Annotated in this window: 16 protein-coding genes and 1 riboswitch; of the genes, 3 read left to right on the forward strand and 13 right to left on the reverse strand. The window is 66.0% G+C overall.

All coding sequences use genetic code 11. The annotated features are described in order from the left end of the window. Positions 1–3: 3 nt before the first annotated feature. Positions 4–936 (reverse strand): N-carbamoyl-D-amino-acid hydrolase, encoded by a 933-nt coding sequence (locus ACWAT4_RS26635; protein WP_212300560.1) that lies wholly within the window; start codon positions 934–936, stop codon positions 4–6. Positions 937–1261: 325 nt separating this feature from the next. On the opposite strand from ACWAT4_RS26635, the gene ACWAT4_RS26640 reads away from it, so the two are divergent. Continuing rightward, on the forward strand, positions 1262–2395 hold the full coding sequence (locus tag ACWAT4_RS26640; RefSeq protein WP_212300559.1) for an MFS transporter: 1134 nt from the start codon (positions 1262–1264) through the stop codon (positions 2393–2395). Between the two features lie 54 nt (positions 2396–2449). On the opposite strand, the gene ACWAT4_RS26645 is transcribed toward ACWAT4_RS26640, so the two are convergent. From ACWAT4_RS26645 to ACWAT4_RS26655, 3 genes are all read right to left on the reverse strand, one after another. After that, a complete protein-coding gene (locus ACWAT4_RS26645; protein ID WP_212300558.1) occupies positions 2450–3883 on the reverse strand; it encodes an NAD-dependent succinate-semialdehyde dehydrogenase in 1434 nt (477 codons plus the stop codon). 143 nt (positions 3884–4026) lie between these two features. Next, positions 4027–5460, reverse strand: a complete 1434-nt coding sequence (locus tag ACWAT4_RS26650) for a PepSY domain-containing protein (protein ID WP_449728481.1) — start codon at positions 5458–5460, stop codon at positions 4027–4029. A gap of 12 nt (positions 5461–5472) precedes the next feature. Next, positions 5473–7830: a TonB-dependent receptor gene (locus ACWAT4_RS26655; RefSeq protein ID WP_449728482.1), complete on the reverse strand. Its 2358-nt coding sequence runs from the start codon at positions 7828–7830 to the stop codon at positions 5473–5475. A 116-nt stretch (positions 7831–7946) separates the two neighbouring features. Next, a riboswitch (cobalamin riboswitch) is annotated at positions 7947–8148 on the reverse strand. Between the two features lie 73 nt (positions 8149–8221). On the opposite strand from ACWAT4_RS26655, the gene ACWAT4_RS26660 reads away from it, so the two are divergent. Then, positions 8222–8794: a histidine phosphatase family protein gene (locus ACWAT4_RS26660; RefSeq protein WP_449728483.1), complete on the forward strand. Its 573-nt coding sequence runs from the start codon at positions 8222–8224 to the stop codon at positions 8792–8794. On the opposite strand, the gene cobT is transcribed toward ACWAT4_RS26660, so the two are convergent. The 7 genes from cobT to cbiT are packed head-to-tail and all read right to left on the reverse strand — an operon-like array spanning position 8787 to position 14959. Continuing rightward, entirely contained in the window at positions 8787–9839 is a 1053-nt protein-coding gene (gene cobT / locus ACWAT4_RS26665; protein WP_212444036.1) for a nicotinate-nucleotide--dimethylbenzimidazole phosphoribosyltransferase, read from the reverse strand. The genes ACWAT4_RS26660 and cobT overlap by 8 nt on opposite strands. Before the next feature lie 10 nt (positions 9840–9849). Beyond that, the gene (gene cobF / locus ACWAT4_RS26670) at positions 9850–10599 is read right to left on the reverse strand and encodes a precorrin-6A synthase (deacetylating) (protein ID WP_449728484.1); all 750 of its coding nucleotides are present in this window, start codon (positions 10597–10599) and stop codon (positions 9850–9852) included. Then, positions 10596–11327 carry a uroporphyrinogen-III C-methyltransferase gene (gene cobA / locus ACWAT4_RS26675; protein ID WP_212426701.1) on the reverse strand — a complete coding sequence of 244 codons (732 nt, stop codon included), beginning with the start codon at positions 11325–11327 and terminating at the stop codon, positions 10596–10598. Before cobA ends, cobF begins: the two co-directional genes overlap by 4 nt. Beyond that, positions 11324–12634: a cobyrinate a,c-diamide synthase gene (locus ACWAT4_RS26680; protein ID WP_449728485.1), complete on the reverse strand. Its 1311-nt coding sequence runs from the start codon at positions 12632–12634 to the stop codon at positions 11324–11326. Before ACWAT4_RS26680 ends, cobA begins: the two co-directional genes overlap by 4 nt. Beyond that, a complete protein-coding gene (gene cobM, locus ACWAT4_RS26685) occupies positions 12634–13416 on the reverse strand; it encodes a precorrin-4 C(11)-methyltransferase (protein WP_449728486.1) in 783 nt (260 codons plus the stop codon). The genes ACWAT4_RS26680 and cobM overlap by 1 nt, the downstream gene beginning before the upstream one ends. Further along, positions 13413–13781 carry a cobalamin biosynthesis protein gene (locus ACWAT4_RS26690; protein WP_212300549.1) on the reverse strand — a complete coding sequence of 123 codons (369 nt, stop codon included), beginning with the start codon at positions 13779–13781 and terminating at the stop codon, positions 13413–13415. The genes cobM and ACWAT4_RS26690 overlap by 4 nt, the downstream gene beginning before the upstream one ends. Then, complete coding sequence (gene cbiT / locus ACWAT4_RS26695) at positions 13778–14959, reverse strand: precorrin-6Y C5,15-methyltransferase (decarboxylating) subunit CbiT (protein WP_449731266.1); 1182 nt, start codon at positions 14957–14959, stop codon at positions 13778–13780. The genes ACWAT4_RS26690 and cbiT overlap by 4 nt, the downstream gene beginning before the upstream one ends. Positions 14960–14969: 10 nt before the next feature. Here cbiT and ACWAT4_RS26700 point away from each other — a divergent pair, with 10 nt between their 5' ends. Beyond that, complete coding sequence (locus ACWAT4_RS26700; RefSeq protein ID WP_449728487.1) at positions 14970–15716, forward strand: cobalt-precorrin-6A reductase; 747 nt, start codon at positions 14970–14972, stop codon at positions 15714–15716. Here ACWAT4_RS26700 and cobJ read toward each other — a convergent pair. Together cobJ and ACWAT4_RS26710 are read right to left on the reverse strand one after the other, a co-directional pair. Beyond that, positions 15692–16426: a precorrin-3B C(17)-methyltransferase gene (cobJ, locus tag ACWAT4_RS26705; protein WP_449728488.1), complete on the reverse strand. Its 735-nt coding sequence runs from the start codon at positions 16424–16426 to the stop codon at positions 15692–15694. The genes ACWAT4_RS26700 and cobJ overlap by 25 nt on opposite strands. Further along, positions 16423–17154, reverse strand: coding sequence for a precorrin-2 C(20)-methyltransferase (locus tag ACWAT4_RS26710; protein ID WP_449728489.1), 732 nt, complete (start codon positions 17152–17154; stop codon positions 16423–16425). The genes cobJ and ACWAT4_RS26710 overlap by 4 nt, the downstream gene beginning before the upstream one ends. Between the last annotated feature and the right edge of the window lie 2 nt (positions 17155–17156).

The following is a 17156-nucleotide window of genomic DNA, read 5'->3' on the forward strand; positions in this document are numbered from 1 at the left end:
GCATCATTCCTCCGGCGGCAGCACCGCGCCGGTGCGGCTGGTGATCAGGCCATAATGCTCGATACGGCGGTGCTGCGCGAAATTGAAGATTGTGGTCTTGCCAAAGGTAGTGGCGTCGAGATCGCAAGGGTGGAGTAGAAGCTCGTCCTCTTCTGTCCTGGCTTCAGCGACGATCTCGCCGTTGGGATCGACGATCAGGCTGCCGCCGAATAGCGGATGGCCGTCCTCGACGCCCGCCTTGGCGACGGCAATCACCCAGGTCGCGTTCTGGTAGGCGCCGGCCTGCACCGAGAGGCGGTTGTGAAACAGGCGCTTCTCGATGCCCTCCTCGCTTCGCTCCGCATTTACCGACGGCGTATTATAGCCGATCAGCACCATTTCGACGCCCTGCAAGCCCATGACACGATAGGTCTCGGGCCAGCGGCGGTCGTTGCAGATGGCCATGCCGATGATGCCGCCGAGCTCACGCCAGACGTTGAAGCCGAGATCGCCCGGCTCGAAATAGCGCTTCTCCAGATGCTGATGCGAGCGCCTGGTGTCGTATTCCACATGGCCCGGCAGATGGACCTTGCGGTATTTGCCGACGATCCTGCCGGACTTGTCGGTAAGAACAGCGGTGTTGAAGTGGTGGCCGTCAGGGGTCAGCTCGGCATAGCCGAAATTCATCGCCATCTGATGTTGCGCCGCCCGCTCGAACAGCGGCCTGGTCGCGGCGTTCGGCATTTCACGCTCGAACCAGCTATCGAACTCCGCCCGGTCCTCCACGTACCAGCGCGGGAAAAACGTCGTCAGCGCCAACTCCGGATAGGCGATCAGGTCGGCGCCTTTTGCTTTCGCCTCGTCCATCAGCGCGATCATGCGCTTGACCACCGCCTCGCGGCTGTCGGCCTTCTGAATCGGCCCCATCTGGGCGGCCGCAACGTTGACGATACGCATCAGCGAGTTCCTGATTCTTGATGAGGCTGACGATTGCAGCTTCGATGGCGTGTCGGCGCGCTCAGCATAACGCAGCCTCGCGCCGGTTGACCACCCAAGCAGCTTTCATGCCGTGAGTTGATCGCATCGCTCTCAAAGGGCGCGGCAGCTTGTCCCGAATTTGCGCTTCCGCGTGCGCTCTTCGCGCTTCTGCGGACAAATCGTCCCTCTGGGCCATAACCATGCAATGACAGCAACCATGCTATGACAGTGTGCGGAACCTCTCTCCGCATCTTGGGTTGTTAAACTCAACCCTTACCCCCGATTCCCTCCCGGAGTTACACGAATGACTTCAGCCGACCGGCCGGCGACGCGGCTCGCCACGCGCCTCTCGTTTCTGGTCGCCGGATTCGGCCTCGCATGCTGGGCACCGCTGGTGCCGTTCGCGAAGGAGCGGCTCGCGGTCGATGACGCCGTCCTCGGCCTGCTGCTGCTCAGCCTCGGGATCGGCTCCGTCGTTGCGATGCTCGCGACCGGAATTTTGAGCGCCCGTCATGGCACCAAGCCTATCATCATCGGGGGCGGGATCGGCCTCGCGCTGGTGTTGCCCCTGCTCGTCATTACCGGCACGTCCGTGACGTTGGCAATTGCCTTGCTCGCATTCGGCGCGGCGCTCGGCTCCATCGACGTCGCCATGAACATACATGCCGTCGAGGTCGAACGCGCGGCGCGACAGCCGCTGATGTCGGGCTTTCATGCGCTCTTCAGCATTGGCGGCTTCGCTGGATCCGCGGTGATGACGGCGCTGCTGTCGTTTCATCTTGGACCGCTGGCGAGCGCGTTGATCTGCTCCGTGCTGATGCTGATCGCGATGGCGCTCGCCTCGCCGCGCCTGCTGCGCAGGGCGCAGGCGCAGGAGGGACCGCTGTTCGTGCTGCCGCATGGCATCGTGCTGTTGCTGGCGCTGTTGGCCGCCGTCACCTTCCTGATCGAAGGCGCGATGCTCGACTGGGGCGCGCTACTCGTCATCGACGCGGGTCTCGTTAGCGAGGCACGAGGCGGGATCGGCTACATCGTGTTCTCGATCGCGATGACCATCGGCCGGCTGGGCGGCGACGTCGTCGTGGCGCGTATCGGTGACCGCGCAACGCTGGTCGGGGGAAGCCTGCTTGCGATCGCAGGCCTGGCGGTGCTGCTGCTGGCACCGAGCCCGGCCATCGCCATTGCCGGCTTCCTGCTCATCGGCCTCGGCGCGTCGAACCTGGTGCCGGTGCTGTTCCGCGGGGCCGCAACGCAGACCGCGATGCCTACGGGGCTCGCGGTGGCGTCGATCACCACCGCCGGCTATGGCGGTGTTCTGGTTGGCCCTGCCGGCATCGGTTTCGTCGCCCACGCCGTCGGCCTGCCGACGGCGTTCTGGATGCTCGCAGCGCTGATGGGCCTCGTCACATTATCCGCGCGCGCCGTCACCACAAAATAGAAGGGCGCGCCACGGCCTGCCGTGACGCGCCCTGCAATGAGGGTCGTGCGGGCTTTACGCGCTCGCCTGGGTCACGAACTTGGTGTTGAGGTACCCCTCGATCGCCTCGAGGCCGCCTTCGGAGCCGTAACCGGAATCCTTGATGCCACCAAACGGCACTTCCGGCAGCGCGAGACCGTGATGGTTGATCGAGACCATGCCGCTCTCGACGTCGGCGCCGATCGCCTGCATCGTCTTGGTGGACGTCGTGTAGGCATAGGCCGCCAAACCATACGGCAGGCGGTTCGCCTCGGCGACCACTTCATCATAGCTGCGGAACGACGTGATCGGTGCCAGCGGGCCAAACGGCTCCTCGTTCATGATGCGGGCATCGCGCGGCACGTCGGTAATGACGGTCGGCTCGAAGAAGAAGCCTTCGTTGCCGATGCGCTTGCCGCCGGCCTGCACCTTGGCGCCGCGCTGAACGGCGTCGGAGACGAGACCTTCCATGGCGTCGACACGGCGCGGGTTGGCCAGCGGGCCCATGCGGGTATCCTTGTCGAGGCCGTTGCCAACCTTCAGGCTCTTCGCCGCCGCCACGAATTTGTCGACGAAGGGCTGGTAGACGCTTTCATGCACCAGGAAGCGCGTCGGGGAGACGCAGACCTGGCCGGCATTGCGGAACTTGTTGGCCGAGAGGATCTTGGCGGCGTTGTCGAGATCGGCATCCGCAAACACGATCGCCGGCGCGTGGCCACCGAGCTCCATCGTGACGCGCTTCATATGCAGGCCCGCTAGGGCAGCCAGATGCTTGCCGACCGCGGTCGAGCCCGTAAAACTGATCTTGCGGATGATCGGATGCGGAATGAGATACTCCGACACGTCCGACGGCACGCCGAACACCAGCTGGACGACGCCGGGCGGAATGCCCGCGTCGGCATAGGCGCGCACCAGCTCCATGCAGCTTGCGGGTGTTTCTTCCGGACCCTTGACGATGATCGAGCAGCCGGCGGCGAGCGCGGCCGAGATCTTGCGCACCGCCTGGTTGATCGGGAAATTCCAGGGCGTGAACGCCGCGACCGGGCCGACCGGCTCCTTGGTCACGAGTTGGGAGACATTGCCCATCCGCGGCGGCACGATGCGGCCATAGGCGCGGCGGGCTTCCTCCGAGAACCAGTCGATGAGATCGCCGGCCAGCATGGTCTCGCCCTGGGCTTCCACGACCGGCTTGCCCTGCTCCATGGTCATGACAGGCGCGATCTCGGCGGCGCGCGAGCGGATGATGTCGGCGGCCTTGCGCATCAGCTTGTAGCGATCGAACGGCGAGGTCTTGCGCCAGACCTCGAAGCCGGCCTTGGAAGCCTCCAGCGCGCGGTCGAGGTCCGCCTTCGAGGCGTGCGGGGTCCTGCCGATCGGCTGGCCCGTTGCGGGATTGAGGATGTCCTCCGACTTGCCGGAGGTGCCGTCGGTCCACTCGCCGGCAATGAACATCTGAACTTTCGGGTACATCCTTTGGCTCTCCTGCGTGATTTCAACGGCGGGACTGACACCCCGCCCAATAAGTGGGCGCAGAGCTACACCGAAAGGCAGTCCCCGGAAAGGGAGCAGCAGCGCATCACTGATCTTCCCGGCGGCCATGCACGTCATGCAGCTCAGGTTGAAAATTTCGCCTGCAAACGCCGCCAGCCGACCACGATGCCGGTGACGGAGAACACCAGCCCCAGCGCACAAAGCCCGACGATCAGGACGTCGCGCAGGCGCGGATGCGCCATCAGGACCGGGAAGTCGAGCGTGTGCAGCGCGCTGTAGGCCCAGCGATAGGCTCGGCGCGAGCCATCCAGCCGTTGCAGCACGCTGCCGTCGGCGCCGTCGACGTCGAACCAGAGATCGCCGCAGCGGGAGCGGTAGACCGGCGCGCCGGGAACGATGGAATGCGCGGGATAGTCGTCATTGTCGGCAAGAACAGATGCAACGCCGCAGCCTGCCGCAATGCGCGTCGTCAGGCTGAGGACGTCCTGCTCATCCAGGAACGCCATCTGCCGATCGCGAGTCGGCTGTCCCGCCTTGGTCAAGGTCTGGCTACCAAGACCGGTGCGGTCGCGCCGAAAGACATTCGCGTTGAAAGCAAACCATTCGACTTCGCGCGCTGAAGTCGACAGCGGCTGCTGATAGGGCGACGGAGCCCCGCGCCAGTCCGGCACCGCATTCGTCACGCCGGCCTCAGCCGGGGTTAGTTGCCCGCGCGAGAATAGGCGACCGTGATCCATGGAGAGCCAGCCACTGAAGATCCAGGTCAGCACGAACGCCGTCGCCGCGAGACCGACAATATGATGGAGAGCGTGCCAACCGCGGTAGGGTGAGCCGATCAGCCCTCCTCGCAACCTGATCCGGACAATCCCGACCACCGCGCCCAGTGCCGCAGCGATCAACGCCAGCAGCGATAAGGTCCAGACCAGCCGATCCCACAGCGGCCAGTCGCTTCTCAGGACCGTCGGATAGATCCAGTGCAAGACGCTGCCGGCGAGGTTCCAGCCTCGCTCGAACCGCGTTGTATCCAGCACGACCTCGCCGGTGCGCGATGAGACGTACACTTCCGTTCCGGCTGCGTCGCCGAGAGCGATGCGGAACAGTGGCCGATGACGATCGAAGCCGTTCGGCACGCTCCATTGATCGTAATCGGCGCGCGCAATGATCGTGGCGTGTGTGACATCAAGCCTGCGCCCGCGAGCATGATCTTGCACGATGGCGAGCGCGACGTCGGGGGATTCCACCGATGCATCGGCCCCATCCGATGCACGAACCGACCTTACACGCGACGGTCCCGACACGAGATAGACCGGCCCATCGCTGCGCCGGATCAGGCGAACACGCGTGGCGTCCGTGATCCCGCTCGCGACGACTGCGCCGCCGACCGCCATGATCGCCTCGCCGCGCTCCACCGGCGCGAGCCCGGCAAAGCGCTCCGCTTCCGTCAACACTGGAAACGGAACGAAGTGCATCACGATTCCGCTCGCGAACCACATCGCGAACAGGAGGCAGAACGCGATCCCGAGCCAGCGGTGCGAGAGGATGATCGCGCCCATCATCCGGTCAGCACCCTACCATTTGAACGCCGCAGAGATCTCGTAGGTCCGCGGTGCGCCCAACAAGATTTGGTCGGGATAGAACGGGTCACCCCAGATCGCGTAGCGCTTGTCGGTGAAGTTACGCACCCGGAAGGTCAGGCGGGCCTGGTCGACCGCATTGAACACCGTCTTGGGGATATCGACGAAGGCGTAGACATCACCGACGGTGTAGGCATTCATGGTCACCGTGTTGGCGTCGCTGTTGTAGCGGTCGCCGACATGGCGGCCGGCGATGCCGAGTTCCACCGGCCATGGCGTGAAGAAGCGCCAGGACGCGCCGGCATTGGCGACGATGCGCGGCACGTTCGGCGGCGTGTTGCCCGAGAACGAGCCCCCGGCAAAGTCATAGTCGGCATAGCGCGCATCGACATAGGCGATGTTGCCCCAGAGCCGCAGAGGCTCGATCGGGCGGATCGACCCGGCAAGCTCGACGCCTTTGGACTCCTGCCGTCCCGCAATATTGAGCGTCTGGCCGCCGGCCGCGGCATAGACGTTCTTGCGGACGATATCGTAGGCCGAGAACGACCACTCCGCCCTGTTGTCCCAAAATACGTGCTTGACGCCGGTCTCATAAGTGCGCGCGGTCGTGAGATCCAGCTTCTGGGTCGGTCCGAGCAAAAAGATGTTGTTGGCCGAGATGTCGGCGCCGGTGGCGTACTGGCTGAAGAAGGTCAGGCCCGGAACGGCTTCCCAGGTGTAGCCGATGCGGCCGGTGACGGGCGCCCAGGACTTCGTGAACGGAAAGCCCGTATTCTCCAGACCAAACTTGTCGGTCGAATTGCGGTCGAGCCCGATATGCTCGGCGCGCAGGCCGCCGATCAGCGAAAAGGTCCGCGTCAGCTTCAGCCGGTCCTCGAACGACAGCGCCTCGTTGTCGATGCGCGCGGTCTGCTGCTTGGTCGTGAGCAGGCCGTAGAAGCCCCGGTTCGGATCGACGAGATCAAAGGAATCGCTTGGGAAATTCGCAGCACCCGGCCGGACAAAATCGAGGTAGCTCGACGACAGTGTCGTGACGAGACGATTGTCGAAGCCTGCGATGTTCGCATCCCAGGTCAGGTCGGTGATGTTGCCGACCAGGCGCTGGCTGTGCGCCACGTAGAAGCGGCTGCGATCGACCGTGTTCGTGGCCGTATTGAACGCCTCGACCTCGTTGTTGAACCACGAACGTTCCGCGCCGTAGGCATAGGCCTGGCTCTTCAGCGTCAAATCGGGCGCGAGCTTCAACTCGAAACCACCGCGCAGCCAGACCTCCTGTGCAACGTTGCGATTGTCGAGCACGTTGTAGTTGGTGTTGAAGGTGCGATCGTCGATCGTAATTGGTCCAAGATTCGATTTAGTGAAATCCGACACGTAGGTACCCGAGACGATGCCTGCCGTCGCGTGCGAGCCGCTGAAAGCGACCGGCACCAGCGGCGCGCCCCAATAGGCCTTTCCGCGGTCCTCGCGATATTCGATCGCACCCCAGACCTTGAGGCTGTCGGAGATGCGGTAGTTGAGCTGGCCGGAGACGTCGAGCGTCTTGGTATTGGTGTCGTCGGCAAACCCGTTGAGCGTGGAGCGGCTGATGTCGAAGCGGTAGTCCAGGCCCTGCACATTGGTGCTACCACCGGAGCCGTAATATGCGCGGAACGAATTCAGGGAGTCATATGAGAAGTCCGCCTCGTTCCGGATCGGCCCTGTGTGCGGCTGCTTGGTCACAAAATTGATCGCGCCGCCGGCGGCGCCCTCACCCGAGATCAGCGAAGCCGGGCCTTTCAGGATTTCCACAGCTTCGAGATTGGCGGTGTCCATGACCCGCGAGGTCATGTTCTGCGGGCCGATCTTGATGCCGTTGTAGAGCGTGTTGATCTGGCTGTTGGTGAAGCCGCGCATCGAGAAGGCCGAGGGCTCGGCCGGATTGTCGCCCGCAGTGACGCCGACCGCACCTTGGGCCACGTCGGAGACGGTGCGATAGCCCTGCTCGCGGATGGTTTCGGCGGAGATCACCTCGACGGTCGCGGGCGTCTGCCGCACCGTCAGGCCGAGGCGCGAGGCGCTCTCGGCGACGGCGTTGCTGTTGAGCGGCGTTGGGGCTACGGCGTTGGGCACGACCGGCTTGGACGCAGCCACTGCCACGACTGGCCTGCGCGCAGCCGTGCGGCGTGCGCTTGCCGCGTCCCGGCCGGCTGGCTTTGCCCGCTTGCGGGATTGCGGCGGCGATACTTCCACAGCCGGCAGTCGCTCGCGGGCCTGCTGCGCCAAGGCAGCTGGCATGTCGATGGCGACAAAAGACGCGAGAGCGGTGGACGCGAGCAAAAGGCGGCGCGGTTGTACAATATCGATGGAAAACACGGTCCTGGACCTCGGTGTGACGTCAGTGGCACGTCACCGCGAACCAAGGTCCCATCTTCCGGCTGTCAGCCGTCCGATGAAGCCGAATGTCTGTACTCCCCGACCGACATCTTCGCGTGTGACCACGGCTGACGGCAGGTCTCCTGGCTCGCGGGTCGTGACCGCTTCGTCGCCTTCCCGGGACCGAGGACCCAGTGGCTCCTGACGAAGGATTCACCGCTTACAGTTGCGGGGGCAGCTACGGCATTGGGGACAATGTCCCCGCACCGCATTCCCTTTTCATCCCCTTTCGGGGAAACCGTCATCGCCATCTAGGATTACGGCGAAGACGGAGTCAATGTGCCTGTTGCGGCGATATTGCCACAGCGGCCAACTTCCCTGGGAGATCTGCATGGAAGGCGAGACCTTCCTCTGGCTGATACGACACGCCCCCGTCGACGGCACCGCAGGCACCATCCATGCGAATGATGCGCCCGCCGATCTCGGCGACCGCGCGCAACTGGAGGCGCTGCGCCGGTGCCTTCCACTGAATGCCGCGAGCTATGCCAGCCCGGCCCGGCGCACGGTCGAGACCGCGCGCGCGCTCGGGCTTGACGCCGTGCTGGTACCCGAGTTCGGTGAGCAAAATTTTGGCGACTGGACCGGCCGACGCCATGACGAGCTCGCGGCCAGCGGAGGCGAGGCCTATGCGCAATTCTGGAGCGATGCCGCGCGCGGACGGCCTCCGGGCGGCGAGAGCTTTGAGGATCAGGTCGCGCGCGTCAGGCTGGGCCTCGCGCGGATCGGTGCCGGTCCCGCGACGCTCGTCGTGCATTCCGGCACGATCCGCGCCGCGCTCTGCATCGCGCTCGACCTGACGCCACAAGCCGCCTTGCGCTTCGTGATCGATCCGCTGTCGATGACCCGGATCGACCGGCTCGCGACCGGCTGGCGCGTCGGCTCGGTCAATCAGCGGATCAGTTAGGACGATCCGGCACATTGGCCTGCGCGAACGTCGCCATGTCATTGTGAAGCGCGCAGGCCGACCGCACCAGTGGCAGCGCGATCGCGGCACCTGATCCCTCGCCGAGCCTGAGGTCGAGGCTGATCAGCGGCTGCACGTTCAGCGCGCGCAGCACCAGCCGATGCCCCTGCTCGGCCGATTGATGCGACGGCAGCAGGAACGGCTGACACGATGGATTCAGCCGCACCGCTGCGAGCGCGGCAACCGAGACAATAAACCCGTCGATCAGCACGGGAATGCGCGCCTGCGCAGCCGCGATGATCGCGCCTGATATCGCCGCGATCTCGAGACCGCCGACGGCGCACAGGATGTTTTCGGGCGAGGCACCAGCGATGCCATGACGCGCAATTGCAGCATCGATTACGCGCGCCTTGTGGGCACGGCCGGCAGCATCGACACCGGTGCCGCTCCCTGCGATTTCCCCGGCGTCGATGCCGAGCAGGCTCGCGGCTATCGCAGCCGACGTCGTGGTGTTGCCGATGCCCATCTCGCCGAAGATCAGCAGATCAGGCTGATTGACCTTCGCCCGCGCCACTGCACGCTGCCCGGCCTCGAAGGCGAAGGCCAGCTCCGCCGGCGCGAGTGCAGGCTCAATGCTGAAGTCGCGGGTACCGTGGCGCGACTTGTCCGTGACAATGCCCGTCATCTCGTTCTGCGCCAGCGTGCCGGCATCCACGACCTCAAGGCTCGAGCCGAGCTCGCGTGCCAGCACCGAGATCGCAGCACCACCGGCGGCAAAATTCGCCATCATCGCGATGGTCACGGCCTGCGGATAGGCCGACACGCCTTGCGCGACGATGCCGTGATCGCCGGCGAAGATGATGATTGGTACGCGCACGGCGCGCGGGCGTTCGGTTGCCTGCAGGCCGGCAAGCTCGATCGCGAGTTGCTCGAGGCGGCCGAGCGCGCCGGTCGGTTTTGTCAGTTGCGTCTGCCGCGCGATCGCCGCTTCGCGATGGACGACGGAAATCTCGGGGCATTTTTCGGTAACCCAATCGGGGAGCATGCTGCCTCGCTTATGGCCTGCGCTTGAGGATGTAACTGTCCATGATCCAGCCGTGCTGCGCGCGCGCGTCCTGTCGGGCTGCGACGATGCGCGGGCCGACCTCAGTCAGCGCGCCGGATAGGATGATCTGATCGGCCATGCCGAGATAGGCACCCCACCAGATGTGAAGGCCTTCCGGATCGAGCGACTGGAACGCGGTGCCGCCGTCGAGCATCACAACAACGGTATCGACACCTTGCGGCCAGCCGCCTTCGCGCAAGCGACGTCCCGTCGTGACCAGGAAGGGTTCGCCGATGTCGTTGAGCGGCAGCGCATGCACCGCGCACAGTGCCTGGATCGAGGTGATGCCGGGCACGACTTCAATCTCGGGCAACGGATCGAGCCGCCGCGCGATGCGCAGCGAGGAATCATAGAGCGAGGGATCGCCCCAGATCAGCAGCGCGACCTTGCCATCGCCACCGAGATGATCCGCGATCGTCTGCGACCAGGCCGCGGCGACTGTGTCGTGCCAATCGTCCACGCCCTTGCGATAATCGGCTTCGCCGGCGTCGCGCACGGGAAGATCGAACTCGGCAATGCGCGTGGTGCCGTTCGTGAGCAAATCGGCGCAAATGGTCCGCCTGAGATCGGCGAGATCGGATTTTGCGGTCCCCTTGCGCGGGATCAGGACGAGATCGGCAGCGTTGATGGCTTGAATCGCGGCGCGCGTGAGCTGCCCGGGATCGCCGCAACCGATGCCGATCAGCGAGAGCGTCGTCATGACGACCCGCCCTCCGCCAGCGCCCCGAACATGATGACGGCCGCCGTGGAAGCCGCGCCACCGCGGGCAAGCTGCTCGGCCAGCTCGGCAATGGTGGTGCGCATCAGCCGCTCGTCGGAACGGCCGAGGGATTCTGCAAATAACGCCGGAGTGTTCGGCGCAAGGCCGTGCTCGATGAGCTTTGCGACCAGCGCCGGAAAGGTGCGCCGGCCCATATAGACCACTGTCGTCGCATCCGGATCGGCGAGCGCCGTCCAGTTCAAATTCAGCGGCAGCTCGCCGGTGACATCGGCGCCGGTGACGAACTGCACCCGGCGAGAGGTGTGGCGACGCGTCAGGGGAATGCCGGCCCGCGCGGCGGCAACGCAAGCCGAGGTGACGCCGGGAACGATCTCGTAGCCGATGCCGGCCTCCCGCAACGTCTCGAGCTCCTCCTCGAGCCGACCAAAAATGCCGGCGTCGCCCGACTTCAGCCGCACGACCCGCGCCCCCGTTGCGGCATAGTCGACCAGGAGGCGGTTGACGTGGTGCTGTTTCGTCGACGGCCGCCCTGCCCGCTTCCCGACTGCGACGAGGTTCGCGCCGGGCCGTGCGAGATCGAGGATCGCGCCCGAAGCGAGATCGTCGTAGAGCACCACATCAGCCTCGCGCAGCCGCGCGGCGCCCTTGAGCGTGAGCAACTCAGGATCGCCGGGTCCGGCGGAGATAAAGGACACAAAACCGCTCACCGGTCCTCCGCGATCAGATGAAAGAATGTGCCGGTGGCCTGCCCGCGGCGCGAGCCGGTCTCGGCGATGACCGCGCCGGTGGCGTCATGCACGACCGCCAGCGGCGTATCGGGTTGTGCGACGATCGTCGAGTAATGGAATTCATGCCCGCGCAGCCGCGCGCCGGCCTGATGCCCCGGCATGGGGGCAGCGAGCGCGGCAAGGCGATAGCCCAGATGCATGCGGCGCTTGGCAAAGCTCGTCTCCAATCCGAGCAGGGCCGTCATTCCATGACGGACGCCGTCAGCGTCGGTCAACGCAGTTCCCAGCACCATATACCCTCCGCATTCGCCGTGCACGGGCCGCGTCTCAGCAAAGGCGCGCAGACCGCTGCAAAAACGTGCACTCGCCGCGATCTTGCCGGCGTGGAGCTCTGGGTAGCCGCCGGGCAGCCAGCACACATCGGCGCTCGCATCCGGCGCTTCGTCGGCGAGCGGCGAGAATGTCGAGATCTCCGCGCCCGCCGCGCGCCAGGCTTCCAGCATATGCGGATAGACGAAGGAGAATGCAGCGTCCCGGGCGAGCGCGATGCGCTGGCCGGGCGGCGTCACGTTGAGGCCATTCGCTGCTGCTTGCGGTGACCAGACAGCCGCCGCGCGCAGCACCGCATCGAGATCGACGTGCTCGACGACAAAGCGCGCGGCCTCGTCAATCACCTTGCCGATCTCCGCCTGCTCCTCGGCCTGCACCAGGCCGAGATGTCGCTTCGGCAGGCTGATCTCGGCATGGCGCGGCAGCGCGCCAAACACAGGAATGCCAATGTCGTGCAGCGCACGCCGCACGAGATCTTCATGGCGCAGGCTGGCGACGCGGTTGAGCACGACACCGGCAAGGCGCACGCCGGGCCGATAGTCGCGAAGGCCCGCGGCAATCGCCGCAGCGGTCTGCGCCTGCCCGGAGGGGTCGATCACCAGCACCACCGGCCAGCCCAGCATCTCCGCGATGTCGGCGGTGGCACCAGTGCCGGAAACGCCGCGCGCGGCGACGCCATCGAACAGGCCCATCGAGCCCTCAGCGAGAACGATGTCGGCATTCGTGCCCCGGCTGACCAGATGTTCGATGGTGGCGCGGTCCATCGCCCAGCTGTCGACGTTGACGGAAGCACGGCCCGTGGCGGCGGCATGGAAAGCGGGATCGATATAGTCTGGGCCGCTCTTGAAGCACTGCACGTTCAATCCGCGATCTCGCCAGGCGCGCGCGAGCGCCAGCGTCAGCGTGGTCTTGCCGACGCCGGAGGCAGGCGCGGAGATGACGAGGCCTGCCGGCATCACGAAGCCTCCGGAAAGCGCGGCTCGGCGCCCACCGGCCGATAGCGGCGATCATAGTCGGCCGCATAGAGGCGGCTCTCATCAAAATCCGCAGCCCCAAGCGTCTTGCCGACCAGGATCAGCGCAGTGCGTTCCATCTCGCTGCCGATGGCGGCATCGAGCGTTGCCAGCGTCGCGCGGACGATGCGCTGGTCCGGCCAGCTCGCGCGCCAGACGATCGCGGCCGGGCAGTTTTCGCCATAATGCGGCGCCAGCTCGGCGATGACCTTGTCCAGCAGATGGATCGACAGGTGAATGGCGAGCACGGCGCCCGTCGCGGCGAATGCGGCAAGCTTCTCGCCCTCGGGCATCGCGCTGGCGCGGCCCGGCGTACGCGTCAACACCACGCTCTGCGCAAGACCTGGCAGTGTCAGTTCGGCTTCCAACGCGGCCGCGGCGGCCGAGAACGACGGCACGCCGGGCGTGACGGTGAAGGGAATGCCGAGCGCGCGCAGACGGCGAAGCTGCTCTCCCATCGCCGACCAGATCGAGAGGTCGCCGGAATGCAGCCGCGCCACATCCTTGCCGTCGGCATGCGCAGCAGCAATCTCCGCGATGATCTCATCGAGCGACAGCGGAGCCGTGTTGACGATGCGCGCGCCGGGCGGGCAATGCGCGAGCACGCCTTCGGGCACGAGCGAGCCGGCATAGAGGCAAACCGGGCACGCCGCGATCAGATCGCGGCCACGCAGCGTCAGCAAGTCAGGCGCGCCGGGGCCGGCGCCGATGAAATGCACGGTCATGCGCCATCTCCTTCGGCGATCGCCGCGGTCGCGGAGCGATCCTGCGAGACCACCCGCGTCGTGATCAGCCGCGCGCGCGGGCCGGCAACCGCGAGGGCGGCAGCTTCGGCGACGGATCCCGTGCCGAATTTTTCGGCGACGAATTTCGACTGCGTCGCCGTGTCAACGCTCGCAAGCACATCTGCCGGAACCGCCTTGATCGGCAAACCGCATTCGCGCGCGAGCAATTTCAACGCCTCCGCGTCGGCCTTGTCGCTGACGGTCGCCAGCGCCGCAAGGCCTTCAGGGCCGCCGGCTACCAGCAGCGCCTCTCGCAATGAGGCCAGCGTGACATCCTGCCTGAACCCGAGCCCCGCGACCTTCATCGGACCGCACTCCACTGCACCACCGGCCGCGCTGCCTCCCACGAACGGTAACGGCCGAGCGGAGCGCAATGCGCGATCTCGACCCGCATCAATTCGCCGCCATGCTGCCGGTGCAGTTCGCCAAGCAGCGCTTCCGTCTCCAGCGTCACCGAATGCGCGACCAATCGCGCACCCGGCTTGAGCCGCGACCACACCGCGTCGAACATCGCGCGATCGAGGCCACCACCAATGAAGACGGCATCCGGCGGGTCCAGTGCAGCGAGAGCTTCGGGTGCCATCCCCGAGACGACAGTGATCCTATGCGCCACCCCAAACGTAGCCGCATTGTTCCGGATGTTCGCGGCGCGGTCCTCGCGCGCTTCAATCGCGGTCGCCGTCCCGCCGCACAGCGCCCACTCCACCGAAATCGAGCCCGAGCCGGCGCCGATATCCCACAGCCGCTCGCCGGGGCGCGGCGCCAGCGCGGAGAGAGCCAAAGCGCGCACCGGCCGCTTGGTGATCTGGCCGTCATGAACGAAGAGATCGTCCGAGAGTCCCGAGCTGCGGGGAAGGCCCCGCCCACCCCTTGCCTCGACAGCGACCGCGACCAAGCGACAAGCGAGATCGCCCCCAAAGCTGTCGGCGCGATGTTTCGCGATGTCTTCCCGCGGTCCACCAAGCGCGTTGAGTGTCCAGAACGCCGACGCGCCCCATCCGCGCTCGCTCAGCCATTTCGCAAGATCGCCGGCGGCCTTGCCGTCGCGGACGAGACAAACGATCCGCGCGCTTGGCGCGAGATGCTGGACGAGACGCTCGAATGGCGCGGCATGAAGCCCGAGGCAGGCAATGGATTCGAGCCGCCAACCCAACCGCGCCGCCGCGAGCGAGAAGGTCGAGGGTCCCGGATGCGCGATCCACTCGTCGCCACCGAGCCTCTCGGTAAGGCCCGCGCCGGCGCCGTGCCAGAATGGATCGCCGGAGGCCAGCACCACCGTCGGCCGGCCGCGGCAGCCCAGCACGACACTCGCATCGAAAGGCACCGGCCACGCGCGGCCGCGGCTTCCCACATCCGCGAGCGCAAGGTGACGCACACCCCCGAACACGGTTTCCGCGCGACCAAGCGCCTTTCGGCTTGCGTCGGACAGCCCCGCAAGGCCATCTTCGCCGATACCGATGATGGTCAGCCAGGGATCAGCCAAGGAATCAGCCATGATGCGCGCCCTTATTCTGGGCGGAATTGCCGATGCGAGCCTGCTCGCCGCGGAGATCGCGCGCGCTGGGATCGATGCCGTCTATTCCTATGGCGGCCGCACGCGCGCGCCCGCCGATCAGCCGCTGCCGACCCGCATCGGCGGCTTTGGTGGCGCGAGCGGACTTGCCGATACCATCAGGCGCGAAGGCATCACGCATGTGATCGACGCGACGCATCCCTTCGCGGCCGAGATGAGCCGCAACGCGGTCAAAGCCTGCGCGGAAACTGCGACGCCACTGATTGCGCTCGAGCGCGCGCCCTGGGCCAAGGTGCCCGGCGACAAGTGGATCGAAGTGACCGATGTCCACACAGCGGTCGACGCACTGCCGGAAGCGCCGGCCAACGTGTTCCTGGCCATCGGCCGCCAGCACATCGCACCGTTCGTGAAGCGGCCGCAGCACGCCTACACGCTGCGGTTCGTCGATCCGCCCGAGGCGTCCCTGCCTTTCGCAGCCGAATTGATCGTGTCGCGCGGGCCATTCACGCTTGATGGCGAGTTGGCGATGATGCGCACACGCGGCATCAATTGGATCGTCGCCCGCAATTCCGGCGGTGACGGCGCGCACGCCAAGATCGACGCCGCGCGCATGCTCGGCCTGCCCGTGATCATGATCTCCCGGCCGCAATTGCCCGCGCGAAAGCGGGTTGAAAGCGTCACGGAGGTGATGCAGTGGCTCGGTCATCGGACCTGCCTCGGTGCATAAACCCAGCGGCCGACGCGGCGCGTCTGCGAGTTGCCGACGATCACCAGCGTGCGCATGTCGGCCATCTCGGGCGTCGCGTCGTTCAGCGTCACGGTCACGATCTTCTCGTCGGGCCCGCTGACGGCGCGCGCAAGGATCACCAGGCGCTCACCGCAGCCCGCTTCTTTCAGCACCGCGAGCGCGCGGCCAAATCCCTCCGGCCGGCTTGCCGAGCGCGGATTGTACATCGCAATCGAAAAATCAGCCTCCGCAGCGAGCCGCAAGCGCTTCTCGATCACCGCCCAGGGCTTGAGATTATCCGAGAGATTGATCGCGCAGAAATCATGACCGAGCGGCGCACCGGCGCGCGCAGCCGCCGCCAGCATCGCGGTGATGCCGGGCAGCACGCGGATCGGCAGGTCCTGCCATTGCGGCGCCTGTTCGAGCGCCTCGAACACGGCCGAGGCCATCGCGAAGACCCCGGGATCGCCGGATGAGACGACCACCACTTGCCCACCCTCCGCAGCAAGCCGCAAGGCCTTGGCTGCGCGCTGCAGCTCTTCGCGATTGTCCGAAGGATGCAGCGTGAGTCCCGATCGCTGTGGGATGCGCGCGACATAGGGCGTATAGCCGAGAACGTCGGTCGCGGCGGCGAGCGCGGCGGAAACCTCCGGCGTCACCAGCGTCTCACTGCCGGGGCCGAGGCCTGCGATGGTCAGCGTGCCCGTCATTCGGCGGCGTCCGGAAGCCGGCCCTTGCCATGGACGAGCACGATCGCAAAGTAAGGACAGTCGGCGGCGTCGATCTCGGCAAGCCGCGCCACGCGTTCGCCCGGCATGGTGCCGCGCTCGACCAGCCAGGCATCGTCGAGCCTGCCTGCGGACGCAAGCGCACGGCGCACCTTTGCGAGATTGCGGCCGGTCTTCATGATGACGAGTGCATCGGAATCGCGCATGCGGCGCTCGAGCTCGGCTTCGGGAAGCGTGCCCATCAGCACCGTCGTCACGTCGTCGCCAAGCGCGATCGGCTGGCCGACGCCATTCCAGCAGCCGACCATGCCGGGAATTCCCGCGATCACCTCGATCTCGACACGGCCTTGCAAGCGCGTGTGCAGATGCATGAAGGAGCCGTAAAAATAAGGATCACCTTCGCAGAGCACGACCACATCGACAGCGCGCGCCAGTCGCGCCAGGCGCTCCGCCCATTCGTCGTAGAAGCCGGCCAGCAGCTCGACGTATTCAGCGCTGTCGAACGCAATCTCGGTCGTAACCGGATATTCCATGGGGTATTCGATGACGTCGGCCGCCAGCATGCCCTCGACGATGCGACGTGCCTGGCCGGGCCTGCCCTTCTTGCGGAAAAAGGCTACGTGCTTCGCACCGCGCACCGTGCGATCGGCGCGCACACTCATCAGGTCAGGATCGCCGGGGCCGAGACCGCAGCAGATGATGTGCCCCATGG

The sequence above is a fragment of the Bradyrhizobium sp. T-1 genome, assembly GCF_053592855.1.